Here is a 12751-nt window from a genome sequence, read left to right as displayed (position 1 = left end):
ATCCGGCGATCAGCTCGCCGGGGCCTCTTCGACGACGAGCGGGGCCTCCGCCGGGTCCGCCCACACCGGTGCGGGCAGCACGGTGTCGACCTGTCCGGCCTGGATCGCGCGGAGAGCCTCGGTGATCTCCTCGTCGTTCTCGGGGACCGGGAGGCCGCAGGCGCGCAGCTCGGAGCCGAACTGGAGGGTCAGGCGGATCTTGCCGGCCTCGACCGCTTCGGCGGTGGTGCCGGTGCGGATCTCGCTGCCGGTCTGGATCGCCGACACCTCGTCGCACACGTGATAGACGGCGCCGCCGTCGACCCACACGACCTCGTCCTTGCCCAGCAGCTGGATCACCGCGGACTGATCGGCCGTGTACTGCTCGACGGAGGGCGGGTCGAAGTCGACGCCGATGAACACCGCGATCGCCGCGAGCACGATGCCGACGATGCCCGCCGTCGTCTTCTGGCCCTTGTCCATGTCCTTGTTGAGGAAGACCAGGATGATCAGGGGCAGGAACGCCACGACGGCGATGATCGCGCCGAGCTGATTCTGCACGAAGAAGCGCACGGTGTCGGATCTCCGCGCGGGATCCAGGCGATTGGCCTTCTTCCAGAGCACCGACCCGGTGATCGAGAGTGCGGCGATGACGACGAGCAGCACGAGCAGCGCGATGAACGCCCACTGCGGGAACTGCGCCGTGACGCCCTGCTCCTCGAGCAGACCGGTGTCGGGGTCGCGGACGAACGTGCCGTCCTCGCCGACGAACACGCGCTGACGGAGCAACCAGAAGATGCCGACGGCCTCACCGACGATCGCGAGGAGCCACAGCGCTCCGGCGATCCAGCGGAAGCGGGTGGCCTTCGCCTTCGCTTCGGGGGTCGGCTTCCAGTTCGCGGGCGGTTCGACACCCTCTGCATTCGTTGTGCGCTGCTCAGCCACGATGGCCCCCTCCTCGGTCGTGACGCCGAGCCTAGTGGACGAGGTGTCCTACGCTGGAGACATGACCTCCGATTCCGATGACGCCCTGAACTGGGACGGGGATGACGACGCGTCGCTCGCGCGTCCGGCTCCGGTGAGGCGCGAGAAGATCGCCGCCGAAACGCCTGCCCCCGTCGTCGCCGATCGCGTCGAGGGTCCGTCGCAGCACGCCGCGCCCCTCGGGGACGACCGAGCGGAAGAGGAGGACGAGCGTGCACCCCTGAGCACGGCGATGCTGCTCATCACGGGTATCGTCGGTGGTGTGTACCTCCTGTACTCGATCGGCTGGGTGGTCGGTGGTCTGAGGCTCAAGCCGCTCGCCAACTTCTTCGTCGCCGACGAGATGTTCGTCCCGTGGTTCGTGCTGGCGGTCGCCGCACCCGCGCTGTGGTTCCTGGCCACGTGGGTGCTCACCCGCGGGCGGGCGTCGTGGGTGCGGGCATCCCTTCTCCTGCTCGGTGTCGTGCTCCTCGTGCCGTGGCCGTTCGTGACCGTGGGGGTGATCGGAGCATGAGCGCCGAGCAGAGCATCGACAGCACGCGCACCTCGCCCCGCTGGATCACCGGCCTCATCCTGGGGCTGGCCGGGCTGTTCTACGCCTATGCGGTGTGGAACGCCGTCGCGCACCTGATCCAGATGGCGCAGGGCGGGCTGACCGCTGGGGGGTGGATCACGCTGCTGTTCGGCGTCGTGTTCCCCGCGATCGTCTTCGTGTTCGCGTCCGCGATCGGACGTCGGCGCCGCGCGGGTGAACTCGCGCTGGCACTGCTCGCCGGCCTCGGGATCGTGGCGGTGTTCTGGCTCTGCGTGCTGTCGTTGAGCCTCGGACTCATCGCCGCCTGACGCACGTCACACGGTAAAGCCGGGCGATCCCCTCGGGTACAGTGGAGGAGATCGCGCCCCCGAAGGCGTGCGGCGCATCGGCCCCTATTGTGTTGCCCCGAAGGATCCACTGTGCCGAAGCCCGTAGTGCTCATCGCCGAAGTTCTCTCTCCTGCCACGATCGAGGCCCTGGGCCCGGACTTCGATGTCCGCAATGTCGACGGCACCGATCGCGAGGCGCTGTTCTCGGCGCTGTCGGAGGCGGATGCCGTGCTCGTGCGCTCGGCGACGCAGATCGATGAAGAGGCGCTGACGCACGCGCCGAAGCTGAAGGTCGTCGCCCGCGCCGGCGTCGGACTCGACAACGTCGACATCAAGGCGGCCACCGCGGCCGGCGTCATGGTCGTCAATGCCCCGACCTCCAACATCGTCTCGGCCGCCGAACTCACCGTCGGTCACATCCTCAGCCTCGCGCGCCGCATCCCCGCCGCGCACGCCTCGCTGTCGGCCGGGGCCTGGAAGCGCAGCTCCTTCACCGGAGCGGAGCTCTTCGAGAAGACCGTCGGCATCGTCGGCCTCGGCCGCATCGGCGCGCTGGTCGCCGCACGTCTGGCCGCGTTCGACATGCGCGTCGTCGCCTACGACCCCTACGTCACCTCGGCACGTGCGCAGCAGCTCGGTGTGCAGCTCCTCTCGCTCGACGAGCTCGTCGCCGAGTCGGACTTCCTCACGATCCACATGCCCAAGACGCCCGAGACCACGGGGATGATCGGTGCGGAGCAGTTCAAGGCCATGAAGCCGACCGCCTTCGTCGTGAACGTCGCGCGTGGGGGGCTCATCGACGAGGAGGCTCTGCGCGAGGCGCTCGTCGCGGGCGAGATCGCCGGCGCCGGCCTTGACGTCTTCACGTCCGAGCCTCCGGTCGAGGGCGGGAGCGCCCACGCGCTCCTCGACCTCCCGAACGTCGTCGTCACCCCGCACCTCGGTGCCAGCACCGAGGAGGCGCAGGAGAAGGCCGGTGTCTCGGTCGCCCGCTCGGTGCGCCTCGCCCTCGGTGGCGATCTGGTGCCCGACGCGGTGAACGTCGCCGGTGGTGTCATCGACCCGTACGTGCGCCCCGGCATCTCGCTCGTCGAGAAGCTCGGCCAGATCTTCGCCGCTCTCGCGACGTCGCCGCTCACGAGCCTCGACGTCGAGGTGCACGGCGAGCTGAACGACTACGACGTGAGCGTCCTCAAGCTCGCGGCTCTCAAGGGCGTCTTCACGAACATCGTGAGCGAGACGGTGTCGTACGTCAACGCTCCGCTGCTCGCCGAGCAGCGCGGCATTGCGGTGCGTCTGCTCAAGGACGACGTCAGCGCCGAGTACCGAAACGTCATCACGCTCACCGGTGCCCTCTCCGATGGTTCGCAGCTCTCGGTGTCGGGCACGCTCACCGGCCCGAAGCAGGCCGAGAAGCTGGTCGGCATCAACGACCACGCACTCGAGCTCCCGATCGAGAAGCACCACGTCGTCATGCTCTACACCGACCGTCCCGGAATCGTCGCGGTCTACGGGCAGAAGTTCGGCGAGGCCGGCATCAACATCGCCGGCATGCAGATCGCCCGCGAGGCCGCCGGTGCCCAGGCGCTGAGCGTTCTCACGCTGGACTCGCCGGTCTCCGACGAACTGCTCGACGACGTGCGCGATGCGATCGACGCCGACCTGTTCCGTCAGATCGAGATCACCGACATCTGATCACGGCGGGGGATTCGAGGGCGGGGCGCGCGAGCGCCTCGCCCTTCGTCGTCGACGGGATGCCGATCACGGAGCCGTCGCGCGGAGGACGAGCGCGATCAGTGCGGAGAGTTCGTCGGGCCGGGGGACGAGATGCTCGGAGCCGTTCACGTCGAGGGAGTTGTTGAAGTAGAGGCCGTCGCTGAGCAGCATGACGAGATCGAGTCCCGCCTGGTCGCGCACGTGCGGACGGATGGTGTCCTCCCAGCGCCTGCGCGAGTCCCGAAGGGCGTCCGCAGCGGCGACCGAGCCGCCCTGGGCGAGCCGTGAAGTGGTGACCAGCGCACGGTCGAGTGCGTCGTCCTCCATGACGGAGGTCCGCACGTAGTACGACACGGGGCCTTCGTCCGCGGCGTTCATGCGTGCGAGGTCGGCGGTCGTCAGCTCCTCCAGGCGCTGCAGGAGCCCGGCGACGAGCTCGTCCTTCGATCCGAAATGGTAGAGCAGACCGCCCTTCGAGACACCGGCGGCCTTCGCTGTCGCCTCGATGGTGGCGGCCCGCTCGCCCTCGGTGAGGACGAGCTCTTCGAAGGCGTCGAGCACGCGCTCGCGGGCGAGGGGTGGTCGGGGCATCGGGTCCTCTGCTCAGTCGTCGATCAGGGCGGATTCTGTTACTATACCAGCCGGACGGTTTAGTAATGCCGCCGCAGAAAGTGAGAGGTGTGACATGACCCGGACCGCGTCGATCCCGACGGCAGGAACGGATGCCCCCCGCGTCGGAGCCCGCGGATGGGCCGCGCTCATCGTGCTGATGCTGCCGGTGCTGCTGGTTTCGGTCGACAATACGGTGCTCAGCTTCGCGCTGCCCGAGATCTCCATCGCGCTCGCGCCCTCCGGTGCCGAGCAGTTGTGGATCATCGACGTCTACCCGCTCGTGCTCGCGGGACTCCTCGTGACGATGGGAACGCTGGGCGACCGGTTCGGCCGCCGCAGGATGCTGTTGATCGGCGCGAGCGGATTCGCCGCCGTGTCGGTGCTCGCAGCCTTCGCCCCGACCGCCGGTCTGCTCATCGCCGCCCGTGCACTGCTGGGATTCTTCGGCGCGATGCTGATGCCCTCGACCCTCTCGCTGCTGCGGTCGATCTTCGTGAACCGCGATCAGCGTCGGCTCGCGATCGCCGTGTGGGCCTCCGCGTTCTCCGCGGGCTCCGCGCTCGGACCGATCGTCGGCGGGTTCCTGCTCGAGCACTTCAGCTGGGGCTCGGTGTTCCTCATCGCCGTCCCGGTGCTCATCCCGCTCCTCATCGCCGCGCCGCTGCTCGTTCCCGAGAGCCGCGACCCGAACCCCGGACGCATCGATCTGCTCAGCATCGCCCTGTCGATGGCCGCGATGATCCCGGTCGTCTACGCGATCAAGTCGCTCGCGGTCGACGGACCCTCGGTCGTCGCCGGTGCATGGGCGCTGCTCGGGGTCGTGATGGGCGTGCTGTTCGTGCGCCGCCAGCTCCGCGCGGAGATCCCGATGCTCGACATGGCGCTCTTCCGGCGCGGCACCTTCTCGGGGGCGATCCTGGTGAACCTCCTCAGCGTCGTCGCGCTCGTCGGATTCCTGTACTTCGTGTCGCAGCATCTGCAGCTCGTGCTCGGCCTGTCGCCGATGATGGCCGGTCTGGCCCTCGTGCCCGGCATGGCCGTGATGATCGTCGCGGGGCTCGGCGTCGTACCGATCTCGCGACGCGTGGCGCCGCACCTCGTCGTGCCGATGGGTCTCGCGTTCTCGGTGGCGGGGTACCTGATCGTGGCGTTCACGACCCACGAGCACGGTGTCGCTCCGCTCATCATCGCCTTCGTGGTGCTCGGCATCGGCATCGGCGCCGCCGAGACGATCTCCAACGAGCTGATCCTCTCCAGCGCGCCGGCCGAGAAGGCGGGTGCGGCCAGCGCGGTCTCGGAGACCGCGTACGAACTCGGTGCGGTGCTCGGTACCGCGGTGCTGGGCGGCATCATCACCGCGTTCTACCGCGCTGCGATCGTGCTTCCGGCGGGGCTGCCCGCCGAGACCGCGGATGCCGCGCGCGAGACGCTCGCCGGTGCCTATACCGCCTCGAACGAGCTCTCGGGCACGCTGGGCGACGAGCTGTGGCAGGCGGCGGCGGACGCCTTCGGCTCGGGTGTCTTCATCACCTCGCTCATCGGTGCGGGACTCGTCGTGGTCGCGGGCGTCATCGCCGCCGTCACACTGCGCACTCGCACCCTGCGCTGACCAGTACGCTGGGGGAACCGAGCCGTCGACACCGACTCGCGGCTCGGTTCCCGAAGCAAGGAGTGTCATGTCGCGTGTCGTGAAGCTGGCCGTCATCCCGGGTGACGGCATCGGTCCCGAGGTCATCGCCGAAGCCGAGAAGGTGCTCGACGCGGTCACCGCCGAGACGGACGTGACGTTCGACAAGACCCGCTTCTCGCTCGGAGCCGCTCGGTTCCTCGAGACCGGAGACACGCTCACCGACGACGACCTCGCCGCGATCTCCGCCCACGACGCGATCCTGCTCGGCGCGGTCGGCGGAACGCCGGGCGACCCGCGGCTCAAGAACGCGAACATCGAGCGGGGCCTCCTGCTCAAGCTCCGCTTCACGCTCGACCACTACGTGAACCTGCGCCCCTCCAAGCTCTTCACGGGCGCCGTGGGGCCGCTCGCGAACCGCGGTGACATCGACTTCGTCGTCGTGCGCGAGGGCACCGAAGGTCCCTACGTCGGCAACGGGGGAGCGATCCGTCAGGGCACCCCGCACGAGATCGCCAACGAGACCTCGGTGAACACGGCGTTCGGCGTCGAGCGCGTGGTCCGCTACGCGTTCGAGCTCGCGGAGCGCCGTCGCCACAAGCTCACGCTCGTGCACAAGACGAACGTGCTCGTGCACGCCGGTGCCATCTGGCAGCGGATCGTGAACGAGGTCGCGGCCGAGCATCCCGATGTCGCGGTCGACTACCTCCACGTCGATGCCGCCACGATCTTCCTCGTGACGGATCCCGCGCGTTTCGACGTCATCGTCACCGACAACCTCTTCGGTGACATCCTCACCGATCTCGCCGGTGCCGTCACCGGCGGCATCGGACTCGCCGCCTCGGGGAACATCAATCCCTCGGGCGCCTTCCCGTCGATGTTCGAGCCGGTGCACGGTTCGGCGCCCGACATCGCGGGGCAGCAGAAGGCCGATCCGACCGCTGCGATCCTCTCGATCGCGCTGCTGCTCGACCACCTCGGCCTCACGGCCGAATCCGCACGCGTCAGCGCGGCGGTCGAGGCGGACATCGCGAGCCGTGACGGCGCGCGCACCACCGCCGAGATCGGCTCCGCGATCGCCGCACGCCTCTGATCCGCAGGCGTAGGCTGGAACCGCGCGAGGACGCGTACACCCCTCAGAACGGAACATCACCATGACGACCATCGACGCACAGGCAGCAGTGGCTCCGCTCGATTTCGCTGTGACCAAGAACCTCACCGCGGCCTCGCCCGCGCGAGTCGCCGAAGTGCTGGAGAACCCCGGCTTCGGCGTCGTCTTCACCGACCACATGGTCGACATCTGCTGGTCGCTCAAGGGCGGCTGGCACCGACCGCGCGTACAGCCCTACGGCCCGATCCCGCTCGACCCCGCGGCATCCGTGCTGCACTACGGCCAGGAGATCTTCGAGGGCATCAAGGCCTACCGCCACGCGGACGGGTCGATCCACACCTTCCGTCCCGACCGCAACGCCGCTCGCCTGCAGGCGAGTGCGCGTCGCCTCGCGCTCCCGGAACTCCCGACCGAGTACTTCATCGAGTCGCTGCGTCAGCTCATCGCCGTCGACGGACGCTGGGTGCCGTCCGGTGCCGATCAGAGCCTCTACCTCCGGCCGTTCATGTTCGCCAAGGAGGCGTTCCTCGGCGTCCGCGCCGCGCAGAAGGTGGCCTACTACGTCATCGCGAGTCCCGCGGGCGCGTACTTCACCGGAGGCGTGAAGCCCGTGCGCATCTGGCTCTCCGAGGAGCACTCCCGCGCGGGTCGCGGTGGTACGGGCAAGGCGAAGACGGGTGGGAACTACGCGTCGAGCCTCCTGCCGCAGGCGCTGGCGAGCTCGAAGGGCTGCGACCAGGTCGTCTTCCTCAACGAGAAGAACGACGTCGAGGAGCTCGGCGGCATGAACGTGGTGTTCGTGTTCAAGGACGGTCGCATCGTCACCCCCGAGTCCGACAGCATCCTCGACGGCATCACGCGCGACTCGCTGCTGCAGCTCGCCGAGGACCGTGGGTACACGGTCGAGCGCCGGGCGATCTCGATCGACGAGTGGCGCGAGGGCGTCGCCTCGGGAGACATCACCGAGGTGTTCGCGTGCGGTACGGCCGCCGTCGTCACCCCGATCGGCGCGCTCGTGGGCGAGGGCTTCGACGAGGCCCAGCCGATCGGCGAGCTCGCTCTGTCGCTGCGCGAAGAGCTCACCGACATTCAGTACGGGCGCCGTGACGACCGCCACGGCTGGCTGCTGCGCCTCGACGCCTGACCGCTCGCCCACCACCTGAGACCCCGTTTCGCCGAACCGGCAAAGCGGGGTCTCGTCGTCGGGGCCGCTGGATAGGCTGGAGTCATGAAGATCGCCCGATTCAGCCATGACGACGCCATCCTCTTCGGGATCGTCGACGAGAAAGACCTCGTCGTCCTCTCGGGCGACCCTCTCTTCGCAGGCTACGAGCCGACCGGTGACCGTGTGCCGATCGCTGACGCCGTCATCCTCGCCCCGGTGATCCCGCGATCGAAGATCGTCTGCGTCGGCAAGAACTACCACGACCACGCCGCCGAGATGGGCGGAGAGGCCCCCGAGGAGCCGCTGCTCTTCCTCAAGCCGAACACCGCCGTGATCGGCCCGGGCGACACGATCGTGCGCCCGGCGATCTCGGAGCAGACCGAGTACGAGGGCGAACTCGCCGTCGTGATCGGCAAGGTCGCGAAGAACGTCTCGGCGGCGGATGCCCTCGACTACGTGCTCGGATACACGATCGGCAACGACGTGACCGCCCGCGACCTGCAGCGCAAGGATGGCCAGTGGGCGCGAGCGAAGGGCTTCGACACCTTCTGCCCGCTCGGCCCGACGATCAACACCGACTTCGACCCGTCCGAGGCGACGATCGAGACGCGCGTCAACGGAGAGGTCCGCCAGAAGGCGCCGCTGACCGACATGATCCACTCGGTCGAGGAGATCATCGCGTACGCGTCGGCCGTCTTCACACTGCTCCCGGGTGATGTCATCCTCACCGGAACGCCCGCGGGCGTGGGCACCTTCGCGGCCGGTGACACGGTCGAGGTCGAGATCACGGGTCTCGGCATCCTGCGCAGCGCCGTGCGCGACGCCGTTCCCGCGGCATGAGCGCGCCGGCCCTCACCGCCGCGCAGCAGTCGGCGGTGCAGCGCCGCACGGTCCTCGTCCTCTCCCTCGGGCAGGTTCTCGGAGGGATCGCCTTCGGCGCGACGGTGTCGCTCGGCGCGCTCCTGGCCGCCGACATCTCGGGAGACGACGCGCTGTCGGGGCTCGCGACGGCGTCGGTCACGCTCGGCGCGGCGCTCTGCGCGATCCCGCTGGCGCGTCTCGCCGCGCGGGTGGGCCGTCGAAGGGCACTGACCCTCGGCAACCTCTTCGCACTCGTCGGCATCGCGGTCGTCATCCTCGCTGCGTCGCTGCGCGTCTTCCCGCTGCTGCTGGCGGGCATCCTCATGATCGGCGCGGGCAACGCGGGCAACCTGCAGTCGCGCTTCGCCGCGACCGATCTCGCCGTTCCCGCCCATCGAGGCCGCGACCTGTCGATCGTCGTCTGGGCGACGACGATCGGTGGCGTCGCCGGCCCGCTGCTGCTCGGGCCGGGGGAGATCGTCGGCGCCGCGATCGGGATGCCGCCGCAGACCGGATCGTACGTCTTCTCGTTCGTCGCGCAGTCGGCGGCCCTCGTGCTCTACCTCGTCGCGCTGCGCCCGGATCCGCTGCTGGCCGCGCAGCGCATCGCGACCGTCGCGGCGGCGGCCTCGAGCGTCCAAGCCGTCGACCGCCCCGTCGTCGCGCGCTACGCGATGTTCGCGATCGCGGGTTCCCACGTCGTGATGGCCTCCGTGATGGCGATGACCCCGATCCATCTCTCGCATATGGCGCACAGCATGCACGCGGGGCACGATGCGGCGGCTGCCGCGGCCGACGTCTCGCAGCTCGTCGGGATCACGATCGCGCTCCACGTCGCCGGCATGTACGCGCTCTCCCCGGTCTTCGGCATCCTCGCCGACCGCTGGGGGCGGCTGCGGGTCGTACTGTTCGGGCAGGTGCTGCTCGGCGGGTCGTTGATCTTCGCGATCTTCGCCAACGACCGGGCCTGGGGCGTCATGGTCGCCCTCATCCTCCTCGGTCTCGGCTGGAGCGCCGCGACCGTCGCCGGTGCCGCGCTGCTGACCGAGTCGAGTGCACCCGAGCTGCGCACGCGCCGGCAGGGGCGCAGCGACTCGCTGATGAGCCTGTCGGCGGCAGCCGGCGCGGTGCTGGCCGGGGTCATCCTGTCGAATTTCCAGTACGCGGGACTCGGGATCGCGGCATCCGTCCTGGTGCTGATCATCGTCGCGCTGTCACCTCTCGGCCGCCGCGCACGCTCGTGAAGTCCTGGGCGGGAGTGGGGGAGGCGTATGCGACCACGTACGCATCGCTCTGCGCGGGCACGGTCGGCACCCTGCTCGACGCCCTCGGGCCGGCTCGGGGACGCTCGCTGCTCGACGTGGGCGCGGGAACCGGAGAGCTGGTCGCCCGCGCGACAGGAGCCGGGTGGACGGCAACCGGTTGCGAGCCCGAGCCGACGATGCGGGAGGTCGCCGGGCGTGCGCATCCCGGACTGGAGTTCGTCGCCGCGGCGCTCCCCGAACTCCCGTTCGCGTCAGCGTCGTTCGATGCGGTGACGGCGAACTTCGTGCTCAACCATGTCGTCGATCCGCGAGCAGCGGCTCAGGAGATGACCCGGGTGGCGTCGCGCGGTGGTCTGCTCGCCGGGACGATCTGGACATCGTCCCCGTCGTGGTTCTGGCTCGAGGTGTGCGAGCGGGCAGGCGTGACTCCTGCCGCTGGCGAGCGGCTTCCGGCGCACAAGGACTTCGAGCGCACCGTCGGGGGCTTCTCCGCAATGCTGACGGATGCCGGTTGGCGGGACACGTCGACGATCGAACAGACATGGACGTGGGTGGCTGCGCCGGAGACCCTGTGGAGCTCGGCGGAGGGCGGCGTCGCCTCGGCGGGCCAGTTCTACCGCAGCCTCGATCGCGAAGAGCGTGTACGCTTCCGATCCGGTTTCGATGAGGCGTGTGCCGTCCACGCGCGCGGCGGGATGGTTCCCCTGCGTCATTCGGCGGCAGTGGCGGTGGGGCGCGCGCTCTAGAATCGAAGGGCTATGGCTACTCCTCACCCCCTCACCACGACCGCCAGCGGTGCCGACGTCCGCGTCCGCTTCTGCCCGTCGCCCACCGGCCTGCCGCACGTCGGCATGGTTCGCACCGCTCTCTACAACTGGGCGTACGCGCGCCACAACGGCGGCAAGCTCGTCTTCCGCATCGAAGACACCGATGCGGCGCGCGACAGCGAGGAGAGCTTCCGGCAGCTCGTCGACGCCCTCACGTGGCTGAACATCGATTGGGACGAGGGCGTCGAGGTCGGCGGACCGCACGAGCCGTACCGCCAGTCGCAGCGCCACGACATCTACCGGGGCGTCATCGACAAGCTCATCGCCTCGGGTGCCCTCTACGAGAGCTACTCCAACGCCGAGGAGATCGACGCCCGCAACGAGGCCAACGGTCGTGCGAAGCAGCTCGGATACGACAATTACGACCGCACGCTGACCGAGGAGCAGAAGGCCGCCTTCCGCGCCGAGGGCCGCCAGCCCGCTCTGCGTCTGCAGGTGCCGGATGAAGACCTCACGTACGTGGACCTCATCCGCGGAGAGGTCACCTTCCCCGCCGGTTCCTTCCCCGACTTCGTCGTGGTGCGCCCGAACGGCATCCCGCTGTACACCTTCGTGAACCCGGTCGACGACGCGCTCATGGGCATCACGCATGTGCTGCGCGGCGAAGACCTCATGCCCTCGACCGCCCGTCAGCTCGCGCTCTACGCCGCGCTCATCGACGCGGGCGTCACGACGTTCGTGCCGCGCTTCGCCCACATGCCGCTCGTGCTGGGGGAGACGGGCAACAAGAAGCTCTCGAAGCGCGACCCGCAGGCCGACCTGTTCCTGCACCGCGAGCGCGGCTTCATCCACGAAGGTCTCCTCAACTACCTCGCCCTGCTCGGCTGGTCGATCGGCCACGATCGTGACGTGTTCTCGCTCGACGAGTTCATCGCCGCGTTCGACATCGAGAACGTCAACCCGAACCCGGCCCGCTTCGACCAGAAGAAGGCCGAGTCGATCAACGGCGACCACATCCGCATGCTCGACGTGAAGGACTTCGCCGAGCGCACGATCCCGTATCTCGCCGCGGCCGGGCTCTTCGACGAGCCGACCCATGAGCAGCTCGTGCTGGCGTTCCGCGCCGCTCCGCTCGTGCAGGAGCGCGTGCAGTTGCTGGGGGAGGTGCCCGGCATGCTCGGCTTCCTCTTCACCGACGACATCGCCTACGAGGCCGATGCGCTCAAGGGCCTCCCGGCGAACGCCGGCGAGGTGCTCGACGCCTGCGTCGCGGCGCTGGAGCCCGTCACCGAGTTCACTCCGGAGAAGATCCAGGATGCCCTGGCGACGGCGCTCGTCGAGAACCTCGAGCTCAAGCCCCGTGTCGCCTACGGCCCGCCGCGCGTCGCGATCACCGGTCGCCGCGTGTCGCCGCCGCTCTTCGAGTCGATGGAGCTGATCGGCAAGGACGAGACGCTGCGTCGCCTGCGTCTGCTGTCGGAGACGCTGGCGGGCTGAGACGCCCGACGAACCGCCTGGAGGAGGACCCCGTTCGCGGTGGTCCTCCTCTTCGCGTTCGGGGCATGCACACGGAGCGCGACACGCGCGGCGGGAGCCGCTCCATTTGGCGCTTCCCGATCCGTCCGGTAGGCTTGACTCTCGGTGCGAGGCTCCGGTTTCGCCCTTGGGGTATGGTGTAATTGGCAACACGGCGGTTTCTGGTTCCGTTGTTCTTGGTTCGAGTCCAGGTACCCCAGCAAGACGAAGAGGCCCGGAATTCCGCGAGATGCGGAACCCGGGCCTCTTGCTTTGCCCGCGGGG

General features: G+C 69.1%; 12 protein-coding genes and 1 tRNA gene. 11 read left to right on the top strand and 2 right to left on the bottom strand.

Translation table 11 applies throughout. The features are described from left to right. Positions 1-9: 9 nt before the first annotated feature. Positions 10-924 (bottom strand): hypothetical protein, encoded by a 915-nt coding sequence (locus ACI2JZ_RS03375; protein WP_247622663.1) that lies wholly within the window; start codon positions 922-924, stop codon positions 10-12. 61 nt (positions 925-985) lie between these two features. Between ACI2JZ_RS03375 and ACI2JZ_RS03370 the strand changes: the two genes are divergently transcribed. The 3 genes from ACI2JZ_RS03370 (at position 986) to serA (ending at position 3522) form a co-directional block, all read left to right on the top strand. Further along, positions 986-1477, top strand: a complete 492-nt coding sequence (locus ACI2JZ_RS03370; RefSeq protein WP_404596509.1) for a hypothetical protein — start codon at positions 986-988, stop codon at positions 1475-1477. Beyond that, entirely contained in the window at positions 1474-1806 is a 333-nt protein-coding gene (locus ACI2JZ_RS03365) for a hypothetical protein (RefSeq protein ID WP_336640485.1), read from the top strand. Before ACI2JZ_RS03370 ends, ACI2JZ_RS03365 begins: the two co-directional genes overlap by 4 nt. A gap of 111 nt (positions 1807-1917) precedes the next feature. After that, positions 1918-3522 carry a phosphoglycerate dehydrogenase gene (gene serA / locus ACI2JZ_RS03360; RefSeq protein ID WP_247622660.1) on the top strand — a complete coding sequence of 535 codons (1605 nt, stop codon included), beginning with the start codon at positions 1918-1920 and terminating at the stop codon, positions 3520-3522. A 66-nt stretch (positions 3523-3588) separates the two neighbouring features. Here serA and ACI2JZ_RS03355 read toward each other — a convergent pair whose 3' ends face one another. Then, positions 3589-4134 carry a TetR/AcrR family transcriptional regulator gene (locus ACI2JZ_RS03355; protein WP_404596508.1) on the bottom strand — a complete coding sequence of 182 codons (546 nt, stop codon included), beginning with the start codon at positions 4132-4134 and terminating at the stop codon, positions 3589-3591. 94 nt (positions 4135-4228) lie between these two features. Here ACI2JZ_RS03355 and ACI2JZ_RS03350 point away from each other — a divergent pair, with 94 nt between their 5' ends. From ACI2JZ_RS03350 to ACI2JZ_RS03315, 8 genes are all read left to right on the top strand, one after another. Beyond that, complete coding sequence (locus ACI2JZ_RS03350; RefSeq protein WP_404596507.1) at positions 4229-5764, top strand: MFS transporter; 1536 nt, start codon at positions 4229-4231, stop codon at positions 5762-5764. A gap of 67 nt (positions 5765-5831) precedes the next feature. Next, the gene (locus ACI2JZ_RS03345; RefSeq protein ID WP_404596506.1) at positions 5832-6875 is read left to right on the top strand and encodes a 3-isopropylmalate dehydrogenase; all 1044 of its coding nucleotides are present in this window, start codon (positions 5832-5834) and stop codon (positions 6873-6875) included. 61 nt (positions 6876-6936) lie between these two features. After that, the gene (locus ACI2JZ_RS03340) at positions 6937-8037 is read left to right on the top strand and encodes a branched-chain amino acid aminotransferase (protein WP_404596505.1); all 1101 of its coding nucleotides are present in this window, start codon (positions 6937-6939) and stop codon (positions 8035-8037) included. Between the two features lie 84 nt (positions 8038-8121). Beyond that, a complete protein-coding gene (locus ACI2JZ_RS03335; RefSeq protein ID WP_247632345.1) occupies positions 8122-8898 on the top strand; it encodes a fumarylacetoacetate hydrolase family protein in 777 nt (258 codons plus the stop codon). Beyond that, entirely contained in the window at positions 8895-10163 is a 1269-nt protein-coding gene (locus tag ACI2JZ_RS03330) for an MFS transporter (RefSeq protein ID WP_404596504.1), read from the top strand. Before ACI2JZ_RS03335 ends, ACI2JZ_RS03330 begins: the two co-directional genes overlap by 4 nt. After that, the gene (locus ACI2JZ_RS03325) at positions 10160-10930 is read left to right on the top strand and encodes a class I SAM-dependent methyltransferase (protein ID WP_404596503.1); all 771 of its coding nucleotides are present in this window, start codon (positions 10160-10162) and stop codon (positions 10928-10930) included. The genes ACI2JZ_RS03330 and ACI2JZ_RS03325 overlap by 4 nt, the downstream gene beginning before the upstream one ends. A gap of 12 nt (positions 10931-10942) precedes the next feature. Continuing rightward, complete coding sequence (gene gltX / locus ACI2JZ_RS03320; RefSeq protein WP_404596502.1) at positions 10943-12448, top strand: glutamate--tRNA ligase; 1506 nt, start codon at positions 10943-10945, stop codon at positions 12446-12448. 167 nt (positions 12449-12615) lie between these two features. Beyond that, positions 12616-12687 (top strand) — tRNA-Gln (locus tag ACI2JZ_RS03315). Positions 12688-12751 lie beyond the last annotated feature (64 nt).

This window comes from Microbacterium sp. NPDC087868, from assembly GCF_044900755.1.
In the GTDB taxonomy this organism is placed as follows: Bacteria; Actinomycetota; Actinomycetes; order Actinomycetales; family Microbacteriaceae; genus Microbacterium; species Microbacterium galbinum.
Note: the sequence above shows the minus strand (reverse complement) of the source record. Positions and strands in the feature narration are given on the sequence as shown.